The sequence below is a fragment of the Bradyrhizobium iriomotense genome, from assembly GCF_030160715.1.
Classification (GTDB): domain Bacteria; phylum Pseudomonadota; class Alphaproteobacteria; order Rhizobiales; family Xanthobacteraceae; genus Bradyrhizobium; species Bradyrhizobium iriomotense.
On sequence record NZ_BSOW01000035.1, the window covers coordinates 1 to 16,240 of the forward strand.

The following is a 16,240-nucleotide window of genomic DNA, read 5'->3' on the forward strand; positions in this document are numbered from 1 at the left end:
CCTTGCGATCTTTCCTCGAAAGGCGGACTTCTCTTGCTTCGGGTATCATCCCGACCTTGAATCACGACTCACGATCTAAGAAAAGTGGGTACTAGTTTCTCTGTTTCGGCATCCACGCGAATCCAAGTGACGCGGTCAATCAACCATAACGCGGTATAGGTAAAGGCAAACGCCCAGGCCGCGGATGCAATAACGGCAATGCATTGCGAAAGAAAGAAACGAGTGCCACCCAACAACAGGCCTGCCGCTCCGTGCGGATTCCAGCTCCTCGCAGCAAATACTCCGAGCAAAATGGCGCCGAGGGCCCCGCCGACACCATGCACTCCCCACACGTCCAGCGCGTCATCCCACCCTGCAATCTTCCTAACTGCAACTGCGTAGTAGCAAACCAGTCCCGCCGAGACTCCGATTACCGCTGCGGCACCGAATGACACATACGCTGCAGCGGGGGTAATGGCCGCCAGACCTGCAACTGCACCGGTCAGCAGGCCGACAAAATTGGGGCGTCGGACGCTGGCCCATTCCAGAACAAGCCAAGTGAATCCAGCGAAGGCCGCTCCCAATTGCGTATTGACAAAGGATGAAACGGTCACCCAATCGACGCCAATTTCTGAACCCGCATTGAAGCCAAACCAACCAAACCACAGTAACCCCGCACCGAGTGCCATCAACGGAACATTGTGAGGCGCATCGGTGCTGTCGCATCTGCGCCCTATGAATATGACAGAGGCCAAAGCTCCAAACCCCGCTGTTGTGTGCACAACAATCCCGCCGGCAAAATCCAACACGCCCATCTTTAAAAACAAGCCGTCCGGGCTCCAGACCATGTGAACGAACGGAAAATAGACAAAAACCAGCCATGCGGTGAGGAAGAGCAAGTACGCTGCGAAATTCACCCGATTAGCAAATGCGCCGGTAATTAGGGCCGGGGCAATGATTGCGAACATCATTTGATATACGAAGTGCAGCGCGAGAGGGATCCCGGCGTCATTTCCGACGTAAATCGTGTTCAAACGTACGCCGTTCAAGAAGGCAAAATATGTCGGGTCACCGACTATGCCGTGCCAAGTCGGTCCAAAACACATCGAATAACCAACGGAGAACCAGAGTATTGTCGTCCAACACAGCGACGCGAAGCTCTCAATCATAATGGTCAGTACGTTCTTCTTTGTAACGAGACCACCGTAAAAAAACGCAAGGCCGGGTGTCATCAGCATCACCAATGCCGAACACACAAGCATGAAGGCGGTGTTTCCGATATTGAGATCGGGCGAGTCGGCTAGCATGATCTGCACCTCGCAGGAGGACGGTCGCAAGTGGCGACTTAGCGCTCGCCGCTCCTGATCCGAGCGCAATGGCGTTAAGGTGCCTAACCTGCGATCACAAAGTCGGTGAGATCCGCCGCCTCCTTCGCAGTGTGTTCTGTCCAAAGGACGAGTAGCTTGCACCCATTCTTGGTGGTGTGCGGGCCATGTTGCCCGCCTGCTTTGAAGTGCAACGAAGTGCCTGCTTGGTACTGCTTGCCCTCGTTGATGAGGTCGCCCTCAACGACATAGAGCGCCTCGGCCATGCCTTTGTGGAGATGCGCTGTAATGACCGCGCCGGGCTTCATGGTGATGTGCAGCATCACCGGCCCTAGCGTGTAGTTCGCATTGCGGACGGCCAACGTGATGTCGCCCTCACTCTGGAAGGGGAAACGATCCGTCTTGAGCTGACTGCCAATTACTTCGTGATCGACCATGGTCCTGTCTCCTGAAGTGAGCCGCACTATGCGTAATGCGATCTGTAATCTATCTCTCCGACCTTCAAGTCAGGTTCACTACAATCCAGCAAACTTGAAAAAGTCACCGCAAGCGAAGCGCTTCGATAGCGGTGGCCATGATCCAACCTCAAGCCTGCGGGCGCCCGTTCGAACTTGCCGTACCCGTTCAGTAAGCTATCCAATTGCAGCACGACCGAAACAATAGCAGCAAGCGCCCCGAAGCGGTTGCGATCACCATTTGATAGAAGCCAGGGCGAACGGAGGAGTTCTCGGCTTGAACCGTATCGCTCTCCATGACTCTTGCTATGTGGCGGTTGTTGCCTCTGCTGTCGTGCTGTCGACCTCTACAATTGCTTGCGCTCACGATCACGAGCGCCCTGAGTTGAACGGTTGGTATGAGAGCTCGCGTAGCGGAAAGGGGCCCTGCTGCGATAGCAGTGATGCGAAGCGCGTAGAGGACGCCGACTGGGAAAACCAGGGCGGTCACTACCGCGTGCGCATTGACGGCGAGTGGGTTGATGTTCCGATGGAAGCTGTAGTGGATGGGCCGAACCGCGCTGGTCGCACGATGGTTTGGCCCTACTACAAAGATGGTCATCCGAAAGCGCGCTGCTTTCTGCCGGGAAGCATGAACTGATGCGCCGGCCGTAGTCGATGTTCCAAAAATCAATCAGGCAAAAGATCATCGGCATCGCCGCCGGGTTGATCATCCTTGCGGTGATCACATCAGTTCTGTCGATCGTTCTGACCGGCAGAGTCGGTCATTTGCTGGATGAAGTTACAAATAGATACATCCCCGCCTATGGCCATTTGGTACGGGTAAATGTTCGATTGCTCGACCGTAGCCTCGCACTTCGGCGAATGATCATAGCGAAGATGGAGACTCCCCCAGACGAAGCTAGTTATACGGCGTCCTTGAAGAGTTTCGAAGAGACCGACTCCGATATCGACCATGAAGCGACAGCCGCACATCGGCTTATCGTCGCAATTATCGATGATGCAAGGACTCCCTCGGACAGAGCAGCCTTGGCACGTATCGATTATCGCATCGACACCGTGGTCAACGACCTTCGCAGCCGCTTGAACGAACAAATTGCGCTTCTGCGTCGCGAGCTTGATGCGCATGAGTTTGTCGAGGTAAGGCGCATTCTATCGAGTGTCGATGCGCTCCGTGACGAGTTAAACACCAAGATCAACGACGTTCGCGCCGACATGCTGGGGCAGGTGTGTGAGAGCGCCAAGACAGTTATTCGGAGTCAGCGCCGGGCAATACTGATCTCGGCAGTCGTAACGGCGGTCGCAGCTTTACTCGGATTTGCGTTCTCGATCCTCGTTGGCGGCGGGATCACGCGTCCGATCCTGCGACTGCTGGAAGGCACACGCGAGGTGGAAGCCGGCCGCCTCGATGGATCGATTAGCGTCACGACGCGGGACGAGATAGGGGAACTCTCAGCTGCGTTCAATCGCATGATCGAGACGTTGCGCCGCAATGCGCAGGTCAGAGAAACGTATGGAAGGTACATCGACCCACGGATTGCGGAAGGATTGCTTGAGCAGCCAGCACTCGCTGCCACCGAAGGCCAACGCCGCGTTATGACGGTCATGTTTTGCGATATGAGGGGGTTTACAACCCTGAGCGAAGGGGTCACGCCACAGGGATTGGTCAAAATCATGAATCTTTATTTTTCGACGATGTCCGAGCCGATCCACGCGCATCGAGGAATCATCGACAAATACATCGGCGACGCGATCATGGCGTATTGGGGACCTCCGTTTATCGCTGAGGCAGACCAGACCGATTTGGCATGCCTCGCGGCCATTGGCATGATCGGTCGCGTTCCGAAGCTGTGCAAGGAATTGCCCGAGCTCCTCGGCGTGCGCCGGATCTCAACGGAGTGCGATATTCGAATCGGCATCGCAACTGGCGAGGCGCTGGTTGGCAGCATCGGCTCGGAATTCAGGATGAGCTACACCGTGATGGGCGATACGGTGAATCTGGCGGCTCGCCTCGAACGAGCCAACAAGATCTATGGCAGTCGTTGTCTGATCTCGGAGGCAACGGCCGTAGCCTCTGGCGCGACGATCGAGGTTCGCGAGATTGATCGCGTTGTCGTGGTTGGTCAAACGAAGCCGCAGGTTGTCTTCGAAATCATGGGCCGGAAGGGGGAGCTTACGACCGAACAAATGCAGCTACAAACCCGCTATGCCGAGGGGCTGGCGGCTTATCGGGAAAGGCGTTGGGACGACGCCCAAAATGCGTTCACTGCTGCACTCGAAGCGATACCCGGGGATCACCCTTCGATGACATTCGCGAGGCGCATCAGCTGCCTGAAGCAAAAGCCGCCTCCAGCCGATTGGGACGGTTCATGGCATTTGGAGCACAAGTAGAAGGCGTCGCACTGCGCGTTCGTTCACCCGGCCCCTCGACTACAATGATGGATATGCCTTTCTCTGGCGGCCCTCGGCCTTGGTCAGATCGAGCTTGCCATTCTCGCCGTGTGAACTCGCCGGGCTCATCTGCGCTGGTCTGGCCGATCTCGATGCCGAGCTTGAGAAGGCGCTCCCCACAACGGGTTGGCGACGCTCCCTTCCTCGGTTTCAAACGGTTCTTTGGGCGTCTGTGACCGATGTCACCGCCGCCGAGGTCGGACGGTAGATCGGAGTGCTCGGCGAAGCGGCCGCTCGATCCCGCCGGGCGCTTGAGCACCACGCCAGGCTTGCACAAGGTCGCGGCGACCACGTCCGGGTCGGACAGCACGATCCTTTAGTCTGCAGCCCAGCTGCTAAGATCAAGCAATGGCTTGCCTTCGCGCGATGCTCCATCTGCGTCACGCAGGGCATCCGCAATGTTTTGTGGCCGATGAAGTTTCGCCGGCGGGAGGCGCAGCGCGCCGGACGCCAGACGGTCGAGGACCTTGGCAAAGATGGCAGCACAGTCATCGAGCGGGGTCACTTCGAGCCAATGGAGGAGGTACCATCCTTGCACAGCTGCCGCATTGTAAATCAGCCGCGGTGCGAAGACTGGCATCTCAAATGCCGAAGGATCGGTTTGCCTGTGTGACGACAATGCCCCATAGACCAGCATACGGCCACCAGGCGCGAGATGCCGCGCAACCGTCGCTCCGGTCCTGCCTGCCACGCAATCGATCGCCCGGGATAGCACCTTTCCCTCGCTTGCTGTCGCGAGTTGCATGCCCCAATCATCGTCTTCGCTGGTGATCACCACGTCACCACCAAGTGCCTTGATGTCTGGAACTTGTGCGCGACGGCGCACGATGTTGACCGTGCGGAAACGCTCCGAACGAGCGAGCTGCAGCACAAGCTGGCCCACCGTCGAACCGGCAGCGGTCTGGGCCAACCAGTCGCCTGGCTTAAGATCGTGCTCGACCATGGTCATCACCCAGGCTGTAACCGGATTCACTAAAGCCTGCGCGGCGTCCTCGTCCGAGAGATCGGCAGGTACAGGTATGACCCGTTCCGCCGGACTCAGAATGAGCTCACGCCACGACCCCCAAACGTTCAGAAGAACGACGCGCGTGCCAGGTGCGGGACCTGCAACGCCCGACCCAAGCGCCTCAACGACACCGACGCATTCGATGCCGGGAGTGGCTGGCAACATCGGCTGACGACCGAACCGGCCGCGCATGATGTGCAGGTCGCTGGGATGAACTGGCGAAAGTCGCACGCGGACGAGAATTTCACCGGTGCCGGGTTTCGGTTCGGGTAATTCTTGTACGGCCAGGACGTTGTTGGGGTCGCCGGTGCGTTCAAAAACAAATGCTTTCATAAGTGCAGTCCCTCTGTCGTCATGTCGTTGCGATGATCAAACCGCCCACCGACTTAGCAACCCAATTACGTTTCGTTTCCCCTCGGATAATCCCACATCCGAAACGGGGGCGGCATAGGTCTCGACCATTGGCTCCGCATACGCTGAAACCGCCGCGCGTGAGTAATAGTGTTGAGGTTGGATCAAACATGTTCGTGAATTGGGGGCTCAAGCGAGGCGTCGTCGAACGGGAGTTCAACAAGATCTCCGTCATGCGGCCTGCCAGCCTTACTCTGACACAACTGGCGCTCGGGTGGGTCTGGGCCTGATCAAAAGTAACGTCGGAATGAGGCCAACGAGGGTGATCGCCGCCATAACCCACCAGGCCACTCGGAAGGCCTGTACCCACTCCGCGACCTCGTGAGGTACGCCGACGATGGCGACCAGCAGAGCGACTCCGATTGCGATTCCAGTCTGGCGGATCATGTTGATTGCTCCGGAACCTGTCGCGAACGATGAGGGAGGCAGTGATGACGTACTAACTCCCATCAACGTCGGCAGCGCTAATCCGACACCGACACCGATTGGAAGCATGCCAAAAGTCGCAGCGAGAAAGCTCGCCTCGAGACCGGGCACAACCGACCACCAGACCTGTCCGAGAGCGAATGAAATGATCCCCGCGGCCGAAACCGCGGCGGCGCCGAATTGGGCTATGAGCCGGCGCGAGAAGAGAAGTGAGATGACGGGCACCAGCAGCGGACCCGGCGCCATCGCAAGACCGATCTTCAGTGCCGACCAACCCCAGATCATCTGATCCCACAATACGATCGACAGCAGAAGCGCGCCAAAGGCCGCCGAAAACGGAGCGATAGCCAGCGTGGCCCCCGTGAACGGGCGGATGCGGAACAGGTGCGGATCGATAAACGGGTCGGACGACCGAAGGCAATGCGCAACGAACCACCCGAGGAAAATGACCGTCGCAGCGCAGGCAGCACCGATGCCCGGAGAATGCCAACCCCAGTCGTTTACTTTGACGATCGCTAAAACCAAGGACGCCACGCCGGCGGTCACCAGTAGCGCTGCCCCGAAATCGGGGCGTGCACTGTTGTGACCAGGTACTCTCGGGAGTTTTCGCCAACCGACGACCAGGGTGATCAACCCGAGTGGGAGATTGACGAGGAAGATCCAGCGCCAGCTCGCTGTGACCAGAACCCCGCCGATCACCGGCCCGAGCGCCGCCGCGAGACCGCCGACAGCGGTCCACGTTCGCACGGCGCCGCTCCGGCCCTCAGGGGGGAAGGCGGACAACAATAGCCCAAGCGATGTCGGCGTCATGAGCGCGGCGGCGGCCGCCTGCACGACGCGAAAAACGATGAGCATCTCAGTACTGCTGGCAGCGGCGCAGGCGGCTGACGCTGCGGTAAAGGCCCCGATCCCGACGAGGAAGCTTACATTGCGTGGATAGTGCTCTGACAAGCGTCCAAAGAATACCAAAAGCGCCGCATACGTTATCGTGTACCCGTTGAGTATCCAGGAAAGCCTCTCCAGGCTAGGATTGGCGAGATCCAACGCAATGTTGGGTAGGCCGACATTCACTATGAAGAGATCGAGATTAGCCAGAATCATTCCGACGGAGACGATGGCCAGCACCTGATTCGGAGAGGTTGCTGGAGAGAGATCGCAGGATCGTCGCGCGCTCGGAGTGGCATCAAGTTCAACTGGCGAGGGAGAGCCGTCGACATGTTGGGTATGAGCCGCCTTGCTCTGCTTGAGAGTGGACTCCATCGTGTGATCTCCTTATCCTGCCCTGCTCGTATTTCCGTCAGCCGCGGAACCGACGATTTTCCAGCTCAGCCGCACGGAGGCAGACCGCAAAAACGTCACGGCCGACATTTTTTGAGGTTACGGGGGTTGGCGGCGATCCGTTCCCTGCCTGAGCGGGAACAGAACGGCCTCGATTCTCCGTAACGAGGCTCAGGCGCCCACGCCCGAAATGGCCGTGACCCCGCCGTCGATCAGGAAGTCTGCTCCGACGACGTACGCGGAATCATCCGACGCGAGGTAAACTGCCAGCTTCGCGATTTCCAACGGATCAGCCATCCGCTTGCTTGGATTGTTGATTCGGAGGATGTCCTTAACCCCCTCGCCCTGCTCTTCGCCTGCGAAGCGACCGAACATCGCCGTGTCCGTCGGGCCCGGGCTTAGGGTATTCACGCGAATCCCGCGGTCCACGAGTTCGGCGCTGAGGATTCGAGCGAGATGGACGACCGCGGCCTTGCAGGTCGAGACAGTCGAGGTTGTCGGCCACCCCTTGCGCGCGCCAACGGACGCATTGATGATGACAGACGAACCTCGCCTCAGCAGCGGCAAGGCCTTTTGAATGGTGAAGTAAGCGCCTTTGAAATTGGAGCCTATCACCATGTCGAAGCTTTCCTCCGTCACCTCTTCGAACGGCAGGAACTCGCTGTAACCTGCATTTACGAACACGCCGTCCAAGTGCCCGAACTCCCGCTTGATCGTAGCGAACATCGCATCGAGGTCGGCGAGTTTGCTGACGTCCGCGCGACCGGCGAGACTTCCGGCTCCCAGCGTCTCCTTAGCAGCCTGCAGCGTCCCCTCATTCAAGCCGCAGATGGCGACGCGCGCGCCCTCTCGGTCGAATTCCTGCGCAGCGGCCAGCCCGATCCCGCTGTTGCCGCCGGTGATAAGGATATTCTTGTCCGCTAGTCTACCCATTGTCGCCGCTCCTTCAGATTAAACATATCCGTATCTGTTACATTTTTGGGCAAATTTAGCGGACGCCGCGTACCAGTTCCGCCAGACTCGTTTTGCTGAGAGCCTGCTCAACGGCGTCGTTCGCAGCGCCGAAGATTGGGCCAAGCCTTCGTTTCATCGCGCAGGCCACCACGCATCCCTCGTGCACTTGGCTGCGCATCGCAAAAACTCCACTCTCGCTTTCAACCGCCTTGTAGATCTGACCGAGTGTAATGCGAGATGCCGGGCGTCGGAGACCGACGCCGCCTTGGCGGCCTTGGCGAAGAGCGACCAGTCCCTCTCGCTCGAGGAGCTTGAGGATCTTCCGCACCACGACCGGGTTGGTCTGGAGGCTTTTCGCGATTGCCTCCGAAGTCGTCCCCTCGTCGCCAGCGTAAGCGACGAAACTCATGATGTGGATGGCACTCGCCATACGACTATTCGTGGTCATAAACGAATCCGTATCAGTTACATTAAAGGGTGTCAAGCTCGGGCACGGGGGCAACTCTGTTCAGATGGAATTGTCTGAGCGAGAAGAAGTCGCTTTGGAGACCAGATCAGTCGGTGCCGAGGGTAGCAGCCCCATTGAGGACGCCTTCAATGCAGCTGCCGCTCGAGTCGAGCACTCAAGCTTGCGAAAAACGCTCTCGACATGGGTGCGCACCGTACTTGGGCTGAGGCCCAGGTCCCGTGCCACCTCCTTATTGCTAGCGCCAAGGCTGATGCGATAAAGTACTTCTGTTTCTCGCGAAGAAAGGCGGATCGCATTCGAACGCCTTCGCCGAGGTTGACGATCGGCAAGCGTCGCAGATCCGACGCACTCGACGATAGTGGGATCGAAACGCCCGATCTTCGCTTCCTTCATGAGTTGCGCCACGGTCTCTGAGGTTGATAGCGCCTTCCTCCAAGGCCGCTCCGATCGTAACTCGACCCAGGCAACAACAGTCCCAAGGATACGTGCCTCCGTGGGGATGGCCTTGCCGGTGGCGCCACGGAAATAACCGGAGCCATCAAGGCGCTCATGGACGAACGACGCGATTTCCGCTTCACGCTCGAGAGCGGCAATCTGCCGCCCCGCACGCAATGTCCAGTAGGGGGCGAGCCGAAATCTCTCCCACGCTGACGCTGATCTTGTCGAGGGATCGTCGTAGGCCGCGTTGGGAACCGCCGCGCCCCCAATTCCGTGGATGAGGCCGGCACGATAGACGCGGCTTTGGCTGGCTTTATCCAGACCCGCATTTTCGCAGCACGCCGCGCTTAATTGCGCGGCGGCGCGAGAAAATCCCGTCATCCAAGGCAGTTTGAGGTCAATGACGTCGGCGATCAGCTCGGGTGACGTTGCCTTCCGCATGTCCGCAGTCAGGAGTGCCGATACCATTTCCTCCGGTTCCGTTCGATCAAGGGCCCGGAGCCATTGCTCGCTCAGTGCCGCGACAGAGTGGACAAGGCTTTCAGGATATGAGGCGCCACCCTTCTTGGCGATGAGTGCCAAGGCGCGTTGGATGCCGTAAACCCGGGTGAATATCTCCAGATCACCAGCCACCGAAATGATGAACACAGGAAGCGGAACACGGTTGCCCGGCAGGCGGTGGAGTTTTCCACGGCCGTCGTAGGTCTCCAGAATATTCCACAATGTCGTTTGGGTCGCGTTGTCGAGCCCAAGCATACGCGCAACTTCCACCGAAACTTCGCAGCGGATCCGCGCTAGCGGCTCGATCGTGTCATCGATATTCCCTATCGCGTCCATAGCATCTGACCATCCCGGCCGCATGGCGACCATGGCTTCTCTACCGGCAATGTCGTCGCCGAGCAGTTCTGCAAATTCAGATGCATTGGCCGTGCATCCAGACCAGCGGAGCAGCGACGCTTCGCAGACGACATCACATTCATTCGGATTGAGGCCTTCAGCTATGGCCAGTTGTCGGGCGAGCCAGGCAGTGCGCAGCGAATGGTCTGTCGGCTGACCCATACTGAGGTCGCAGACGAACGCCAGTGCTCTCGCGACGTCAAAGGCTCGGAGGGTCGAACTCTCTTCCATCGTGCGGGGTAAGCTCCTCGTCGCGGTCTGACTGATCATCATATGATGTGTGACGTCGACGATGTCCATGGATCGGTCGTTCGACCGATACCGGTCGGTTGGTTTCTCGGTCATTCCTTGAGCTAGTCAACAACGAACCCTTGGAAGGAATGAAATATGCGGCTTACTGTCCCCAGTCTCAAAACGCTTCTGCTGACGATGACGATGCTGTCCGGCTCGGCTATGCCGACCTCGGCCCCGGCCGCACCACAGGATACGACCGTCGTGCTTGTGCACGGAGCATTCGTCGATGGTTCAGAGTGGAACAAGGTTGTCCCGCTGTTGCAAGCCAAAGGTTTGAAGGTGGTTTCGGTGCAAAACCCATTGACCTCTCTGGCCGAGGATGTCGCGGCGACTCAACGTGCTATTTCCCAACAGGCCGGCAAGGTTGTCCTGGTCGGTCATTCATGGGGGGGCATGGCAATCACTGAGGCAGGGGCAAGCGATAAGGTCAGTGCGCTTGTTTATATTTCGGCCTTTGCACCTTCCGAAGGTCAGGCGGCGGGCGACTTGGGCAAAGAATATGAACCTCCGGCCGGTATGAAGAGATTGCAGGCTGATCATAGCGGCTATTTGAGCTTGCCTGCCGAAGCGATGGTTCAGGATTTTGCTCCGGATGCGCCAAAAGAAGAAACCAGGCTGATGGCCGTTAGTCAGGTGCCAATCAATAGCAAGGCTTTCGGAGAAAAGGTCACTACGGCAGCATGGAAAACCAAGCCATCCTATTTCATCGTGGCAAGCAATGACCGTATGATGGCCACTGACTTACAGCTGTCTATGGCCAAAAAGATCGGTGCGAAGACGCTTGTTCTGAAGACCGGTCATGCGCCGATGTTGTCAAAGCCTCAAGAGGTAGCGGATGTTATCCTAGAGGCGGCGAATAGGTAATCGCCCATTGACGTCCACGGCCCACGGAAAGAGTGATGCAAACGTTTTTGTTTGCCAAGCTTATTCTGTGGGCCGTGGCGAATTGAGATCGCCGCGTCGATACGGGGTGGCGCCCACCTGTAGGTCCCTGGCGAAGCCCAAGCGACATAAGGACGTCTCCGCTCCGTCCCTGTTGCTTTCGCGCTTACGGCGGTAAGAGCCCTAAGATTTCGGTAGCGTAGCATCGTCACGGTGCAATCTCCCTATTAGGAAGGACAATCGCTCTCGAGGTGAAGGTTTCGAGCCGTGGCGTACCCGCTCTATTTGGCGCATGCGCTAATCAGATGATAATCGACATCCATCTCACAAGCGCGGCCGGACAAGCGAAAACGATCTCCACACAGCAAAGTGATACACGTCCATCTGAAGAGGAGGGATTGAATTAGATGTCAATCGACATATTAACAGGTTCTGGCGCAGCAAAGCCGAACTGATCGCGCGCCTTGCTGGATAGTTGTTCGCAATTTTGAACGGAGGTGTGCGTGAGCAAGCTTTTTTCGATTATCGGCGCAACGTTCGTCGTGCTTGGCGGAATTAACGCGAAGGCTGAAGAACGTCCGACTTTCGAAAGATCCGGATTTCCAATCACGCAGACCCAGGTTGCTGTGTTGGGTTCTGCTGGCGTCCGAGAGAGATCACCGACGCCGACGCTCATGCTCTACGGAATGCCGGCGTCCCCGCATCAGGTGGCGGTCCTGTCACCGCGGCCGCGCAGCGTGAAAGAATTGGCTCCGAGCACGTTAACTACTGGTTTGGCGCCCCTTCCAGCGATGCCCCGCTCAAGTACAAATTCGCGATAGGAATTCCCGCTGGCGTCGCTGCGCTCGTTGACGACTGAAGTTGTCAGTGCGTCTTTATGCGCGCCGTCTACGACCCCACGTACGTGTCGGAGATCCTCGAAGCATCGAGATCGGACCGTTGTGCCGGAGTACCCGGCGTATGCCTGTCAGACGGGGAGACCGGCACGTCGGGCCGGGTGATGCGGCATGCGCCGAAAACTGTCACTCCCAAGAGGACAACTTGGCGCGTGTGGCGGCTAAAATCTCGCTTGAGACCTTCGGATCAGCAACAATTCTGGAGATCGTCAGCGCGCCGAGCATCGTCGCGACGAATACGCTGGCGGACTTCTTTGCCCGGACAGTGTTCGGATCCTTCAACCGTTCGGCGACTATGGCAATCATCTTGAGGATTCCCTCGGTGGCCACGGACCGTGTCGACTTCTCCGACCTAGCGAATTCGCTCCCGAGCGCGGCTAGAGGACATCCATGAGCACGGTCCTTCCTGTGCTCAGGGGAAAGATAGGCATCGGCGATTGCCTCAAGCGCTTTTCGACCCTTGACCGTCGAGGCGGCAGCTTCCATTTCGGCGACATTGGCCGCGAACGCGTCCGCCGAAGCTTCCGAGATGAGTTGATCCTTTGAGGCGAAGTGCCGGTAGAACCCGCCGTGCGTCAGGCCGGCACTTTCCATCAGATCGGCCAGGCCCGTTTCGCAGATCCCGTTCTGACGGAAACGAATTCCGGCGGTCTTCACAATGTTCCGTCGCGTCTCCGCCGTTTCCGCTTTCGACCTTCTCATGAATAGCCTCCTGCAGGATGTCTGAACGCATCCCGCCCACGCATCTTGCGTCGGATCCACCAACTATCTCCGAGCGCAGTTTGGCCGCGTCACCCTCGCTGGACGCGTTCGAACTTTAGCGTATCAACGACATCTAAACTAGATTATTATCTGACGAGTCAAGGGCGATGTGGCTGTTCTTCCCGGAGGTCTCGGGGGCCGCGAGATGAAAAGACCAAGAACCCAAGCTGCCGAAGCCAGGCGGCGGTTAGTCAGAGCTGCCGCCGACCGGTTCCAATGAGAGGCAATCGACGCGGGGAGAGGGCCTATGAAGTGGAACGCATTGGCAGAGCAATCCTCGTCAATATGCAAAGCATTGTCGGTCATCGGGGACCGTTGGACCCTGCTGATACTGAATCAGTGTTTTCTCAGGCTTCGCAGATATGGGGAAATCCAGTCTTCGCTGGGTTTGTCGAAACCGCTGCTGGCCGCGAGGCTGAAGAGCCAGCTTTATCACGTTCTGCTGGCCCTCGTTCGATGGGGAAATGCCTTGGTCGTTGAGGAAGCTCAGCTCTTGATCCGCGAGCACGTTCCATGCGGCAGGAGACACGAGTGACTACCCACACCGCGCAGGCACATGTATTCCCTGCTCGGTTTTCGAGGATTGACGTCCTTACATCTTCCGCAACACCACACTCGCGTTGACGCCACCGAAACCGAAGTCGTCTGAAAGCACGTGATCGATTGAAGGTGTTTGCTTCGAGCCGGTTTCAGATCCTTACATTCACGACGACGAATGCCACTTCGCGCTGCGAATGCCGGTTTCAGACTTACGGGATTGTTGCGGTCGGCCGACAACGAGTTCGACGTTGGGCCGAGCTTCGCCACCTTCGGGTGATTGCGCACTAGGGCCGGATGCGGGAACCGTCCCTCCGCTATCGTTCCATTGCATCGACTGACACCCAAATTTCAGTTCGATTCTGATCAGCTTTGGGAGGCATCACTTTCGTGTGTGAGGGGATTGGCTCCGCTTGTCCGTCCGTTCTAGCTTGCGATATAGATGTCAAACATAATCTAATTAATGCAATCATCAAATACGGCGATTGCGTTATGGACTGTTCTTGCGCGATTCAAGTCCATTGTCCGCGCCAGGAAGCCGTTTTCCACTCAGCTTACGGGAGCGAACATGCGAACAGTAGAGACGCCATCTGCCGTCGGCACAGGATGGCGAAGGACCCTGAGGCAACTTTACCGAATGATCGAGGCTGTTGAGATGTCTCCTATGGAGATTCTCTATGATCGGGTCTTGCAACTGGAACAGGAAGTGTCTGAGCTCAAGCGCAATTTGCCGATCGGCTCCATAGACCACGAGTGAGTCGACTGGGGCCAGCTATATAACCGCAGCAGCGCGGTGCGACAGTGCTCGCGTAGGTGTGTCTTCATCGTGCGCCGGGCCATCGGCCTGGGACACCGCATCGACTTCGCTTCCACGCCTCCCGAGGTCCAGAATTTCCATTTTCGCGACCCGAACCGAATGAAGGTGCAGTAAGCGCCGCCTATCTCTCGAGCAGCGCGAAAGGTAATCGATGGTTGTGTGGATCAGATCGTTAGGCGTCTTTGCGGCCATGTTGTTGGCCCTCCAGCCAGCTCATGCCCGTGATCGCGACGGCAAATATGCCAATTCGCCACTTCACGAATGGTTTGAACAACTGGCTAGCAAAAAGGGCCGCTGTTGTTCCGACGCCGATGGTCGGGCGCTCTCGGACATCGATTGGGACTCACAGGATGGTCACTATCGCGCTCACATCGATGGGGAATGGGTCGACGTCCCCGAGGATGCCGTTGTAACAGAGCCAAATCGTGCTGGGCGGACGATGGTTTGGTGTTTCTGGTTGGACGGGCACCCTCAAGTTATTTGCTTCATGCCGGGGAGCATGACCTAGAGATTTCCATGGTTCAACGACGAGATCGAGATTGATAACGCGGGGGCACGGGTTGAATATGCAGTCGAACTCGGATGCACAATCTCTGGCATCTTCGATTTCCTCCGATTATGCGGCAATGGAATCGTCGATCGCCTTCTCGATCGGAATCGGACTGAACCGATCTCTTCGGAGCCGGTTGAGAGTGCTCGCCGGTGCGTCGGAGAGCCAACCGATCTTCGTGCGCCACATGTAGACGAGTGCATGGATCGAGATCGATCCTGAGGGATCGGTTGCCGCGCACCGCCAAAAGCCCGAAGGGTTGCCTTCGATCGACCTTGGGCAAGCTGTGACGCGCGAACCGGCGCTCGGCGATGCGGTTTACGCGGCATCGGCGGAAACGAGGGCCCTCAGAAGGGCGTGGAAGCTGATGGAGCCCTTCGTCCACGGATGGGGTTTGCCGTCGCGGCAGCAGTTCGGCCGTTTGATCGAATGGTCTCCCGTGCTCGAACATCTCGCCTATCGATGTGCGACTAGGATGAGTAGCCTAATGGACGCGATTAGGTACGACATACTCAAGTCCAAAATGAACGAGGCCAGACTTGCCCAATATTGGATGGCGATGCACGCCATGGGCAACGCGATACTTCTGTCGTCGGCGCCGGAGGCCAACCCTTGGCTGTCGGATATGGCGAAGCGCATACAGTGGGTCTCGTGGACGCCCACATTCCCTCTGTTGCGCGAACGGACACTGTGGCTGGCAGCCTGCGCCGCCCGTTCGGCGATAGCGTTTCGGAAGTGACGTCGTGGAAAAGTATCTGCGGGTGGCCTCCTACGCGACGCACCCGGTCAGAGTGTTCGACGCCTTATACGGACTATCCGCGATAGCCCTGGAGGACGCGGATGCAGCCAAAACCGTCCTTGCCGAACTCCATGCACTCAGGAACGCGTTGAAGCGCCGATATGTCGAACACCTGCCCTTGATCAAGGCCGCGTACCCTGTTTGCCGATCGCGCACCTCCACGCCGCCAAGGCGCTCCGCCGGATGTTGCTTCGTTCAATCGGCAAGCTGCGGCGCGCCCATCAGACATGACCGCATCGAGAGTTTTCCGCCAAATCCGAAGTGGCGACAGTCTGCTCGTAGCAGTTTGCAGGAGAGGACAAACTACGGAGCACGGCGATGATCACAATCACGACAGGCCCCCTCGCCCCGGCCGGTCGTGGCGAAGGCGGCCGGCACTTGGCCGCCCCGCATCTTGTCTTGCTGCGCGCCGAGAGGACCAACCGGCGGGAAGATATGGTCGTAGATCGCGCGCGCTTCTCGAATTAAGCGAGCGCGCTCGCGCTCGGCCTTCGAGACGAACGGGACGACCTCCTCGCTCGCTCCAGATAGATTCTGAACCGGGCGAATTCGCCTGGTGCGTCAAACTGAATGATCTCGCTCATGCTCAATCCACATTCGCGGCTCAACGATCG

Annotated in this window: 16 protein-coding genes; 6 read left to right on the forward strand and 10 right to left on the reverse strand. The window is 58.0% G+C overall.

Annotation, left to right across the window (positions count from 1 at the left end; all coding sequences use genetic code 11):
* Positions 1-68: 68 nt before the first annotated feature.
* On the reverse strand, positions 69-1,286 hold the full coding sequence (locus QQL28_RS36330; RefSeq protein WP_284273487.1) for an ammonium transporter: 1,218 nt from the start codon (positions 1,284-1,286) through the stop codon (positions 69-71).
* 83 nt (positions 1,287-1,369) lie between these two features.
* Complete coding sequence (locus QQL28_RS36335; protein WP_284273488.1) at positions 1,370-1,741, reverse strand: cupin domain-containing protein; 372 nt, start codon at positions 1,739-1,741, stop codon at positions 1,370-1,372.
* 352 nt (positions 1,742-2,093) lie between these two features.
* On the opposite strand from QQL28_RS36335, the gene QQL28_RS36340 reads away from it, so the two are divergent.
* A complete protein-coding gene (locus QQL28_RS36340) occupies positions 2,094-2,399 on the forward strand; it encodes a hypothetical protein (RefSeq protein ID WP_284273568.1) in 306 nt (101 codons plus the stop codon).
* A gap of 17 nt (positions 2,400-2,416) precedes the next feature.
* Complete coding sequence (locus tag QQL28_RS36345) at positions 2,417-4,150, forward strand: adenylate/guanylate cyclase domain-containing protein (protein ID WP_284273489.1); 1,734 nt, start codon at positions 2,417-2,419, stop codon at positions 4,148-4,150.
* 376 nt (positions 4,151-4,526) lie between these two features.
* Here QQL28_RS36345 and QQL28_RS36350 read toward each other — a convergent pair whose 3' ends face one another.
* The 5 genes from QQL28_RS36350 to QQL28_RS36370 all read right to left on the reverse strand — a co-directional run bounded on the left by QQL28_RS36350 (position 4,527) and on the right by QQL28_RS36370 (position 10,389).
* On the reverse strand, positions 4,527-5,549 hold the full coding sequence (locus QQL28_RS36350) for a zinc-dependent alcohol dehydrogenase family protein (protein ID WP_284273490.1): 1,023 nt from the start codon (positions 5,547-5,549) through the stop codon (positions 4,527-4,529).
* 267 nt (positions 5,550-5,816) lie between these two features.
* Complete coding sequence (locus tag QQL28_RS36355; protein WP_284273491.1) at positions 5,817-7,313, reverse strand: MFS transporter; 1,497 nt, start codon at positions 7,311-7,313, stop codon at positions 5,817-5,819.
* Between the two features lie 189 nt (positions 7,314-7,502).
* Positions 7,503-8,264, reverse strand: a complete 762-nt coding sequence (locus QQL28_RS36360) for an SDR family oxidoreductase (RefSeq protein ID WP_284273492.1) — start codon at positions 8,262-8,264, stop codon at positions 7,503-7,505.
* A 55-nt stretch (positions 8,265-8,319) separates the two neighbouring features.
* Complete coding sequence (locus tag QQL28_RS36365; protein ID WP_284273493.1) at positions 8,320-8,733, reverse strand: RrF2 family transcriptional regulator; 414 nt, start codon at positions 8,731-8,733, stop codon at positions 8,320-8,322.
* Between the two features lie 60 nt (positions 8,734-8,793).
* The gene (locus QQL28_RS36370; RefSeq protein ID WP_284273494.1) at positions 8,794-10,389 is read right to left on the reverse strand and encodes an HD domain-containing phosphohydrolase; all 1,596 of its coding nucleotides are present in this window, start codon (positions 10,387-10,389) and stop codon (positions 8,794-8,796) included.
* 87 nt (positions 10,390-10,476) lie between these two features.
* Here QQL28_RS36370 and QQL28_RS36375 point away from each other — a divergent pair, with 87 nt between their 5' ends.
* Entirely contained in the window at positions 10,477-11,247 is a 771-nt protein-coding gene (locus QQL28_RS36375) for an alpha/beta fold hydrolase (RefSeq protein WP_284273495.1), read from the forward strand.
* A 421-nt stretch (positions 11,248-11,668) separates the two neighbouring features.
* Here the strand turns inward: QQL28_RS36375 and QQL28_RS36380 are convergent, their stop codons facing one another.
* On the reverse strand, positions 11,669-11,941 hold the full coding sequence (locus QQL28_RS36380) for a hypothetical protein (RefSeq protein WP_284273496.1): 273 nt from the start codon (positions 11,939-11,941) through the stop codon (positions 11,669-11,671).
* A 346-nt stretch (positions 11,942-12,287) separates the two neighbouring features.
* Positions 12,288-12,863, reverse strand: a complete 576-nt coding sequence (locus QQL28_RS36385; protein WP_284273497.1) for a TetR/AcrR family transcriptional regulator — start codon at positions 12,861-12,863, stop codon at positions 12,288-12,290.
* A 307-nt stretch (positions 12,864-13,170) separates the two neighbouring features.
* Here QQL28_RS36385 and QQL28_RS36390 point away from each other — a divergent pair, with 307 nt between their 5' ends.
* The 3 genes from QQL28_RS36390 to QQL28_RS36400 all read left to right on the forward strand — a co-directional run bounded on the left by QQL28_RS36390 (position 13,171) and on the right by QQL28_RS36400 (position 15,566).
* Positions 13,171-13,458 carry a winged helix-turn-helix transcriptional regulator gene (locus tag QQL28_RS36390; protein WP_284273498.1) on the forward strand — a complete coding sequence of 96 codons (288 nt, stop codon included), beginning with the start codon at positions 13,171-13,173 and terminating at the stop codon, positions 13,456-13,458.
* A 1,009-nt stretch (positions 13,459-14,467) separates the two neighbouring features.
* On the forward strand, positions 14,468-14,785 hold the full coding sequence (locus QQL28_RS36395; protein ID WP_284273570.1) for a hypothetical protein: 318 nt from the start codon (positions 14,468-14,470) through the stop codon (positions 14,783-14,785).
* 301 nt (positions 14,786-15,086) lie between these two features.
* Positions 15,087-15,566, forward strand: coding sequence for a hypothetical protein (locus QQL28_RS36400; protein WP_284273499.1), 480 nt, complete (start codon positions 15,087-15,089; stop codon positions 15,564-15,566).
* A 363-nt stretch (positions 15,567-15,929) separates the two neighbouring features.
* Here QQL28_RS36400 and QQL28_RS36405 read toward each other — a convergent pair whose 3' ends face one another.
* On the reverse strand, positions 15,930-16,175 hold the full coding sequence (locus QQL28_RS36405) for a hypothetical protein (protein WP_284273572.1): 246 nt from the start codon (positions 16,173-16,175) through the stop codon (positions 15,930-15,932).
* Between the last annotated feature and the right edge of the window lie 65 nt (positions 16,176-16,240).

Coding starts and splice junctions, on each gene's coding strand:
- QQL28_RS36330 (WP_284273487.1), bottom strand. CDS start 1,286: ATGCTAGCCGACTCGCCCGATCTCAATATCGGAAACACCGCCTTCATG.
- QQL28_RS36335 (WP_284273488.1), bottom strand. CDS start 1,741: ATGGTCGATCACGAAGTAATTGGCAGTCAGCTCAAGACGGATCGTTTC.
- QQL28_RS36345 (WP_284273489.1), top strand. CDS start 2,417: ATGTTCCAAAAATCAATCAGGCAAAAGATCATCGGCATCGCCGCCGGG.
- QQL28_RS36350 (WP_284273490.1), bottom strand. CDS start 5,549: ATGAAAGCATTTGTTTTTGAACGCACCGGCGACCCCAACAACGTCCTG.
- QQL28_RS36355 (WP_284273491.1), bottom strand. CDS start 7,313: ATGGAGTCCACTCTCAAGCAGAGCAAGGCGGCTCATACCCAACATGTC.
- QQL28_RS36360 (WP_284273492.1), bottom strand. CDS start 8,264: ATGGGTAGACTAGCGGACAAGAATATCCTTATCACCGGCGGCAACAGC.
- QQL28_RS36365 (WP_284273493.1), bottom strand. CDS start 8,733: ATGACCACGAATAGTCGTATGGCGAGTGCCATCCACATCATGAGTTTC.
- QQL28_RS36370 (WP_284273494.1), bottom strand. CDS start 10,389: ATGGACATCGTCGACGTCACACATCATATGATGATCAGTCAGACCGCG.
- QQL28_RS36375 (WP_284273495.1), top strand. CDS start 10,477: ATGCGGCTTACTGTCCCCAGTCTCAAAACGCTTCTGCTGACGATGACG.
- QQL28_RS36380 (WP_284273496.1), bottom strand. CDS start 11,941: ATGAGCGTCGGCGTCGGTGATCTCTCTCGGACGCCAGCAGAACCCAAC.
- QQL28_RS36385 (WP_284273497.1), bottom strand. CDS start 12,863: ATGAGAAGGTCGAAAGCGGAAACGGCGGAGACGCGACGGAACATTGTG.
- QQL28_RS36390 (WP_284273498.1), top strand. CDS start 13,171: ATGAAGTGGAACGCATTGGCAGAGCAATCCTCGTCAATATGCAAAGCA.
- QQL28_RS36395 (WP_284273570.1), top strand. CDS start 14,468: ATGTTGTTGGCCCTCCAGCCAGCTCATGCCCGTGATCGCGACGGCAAA.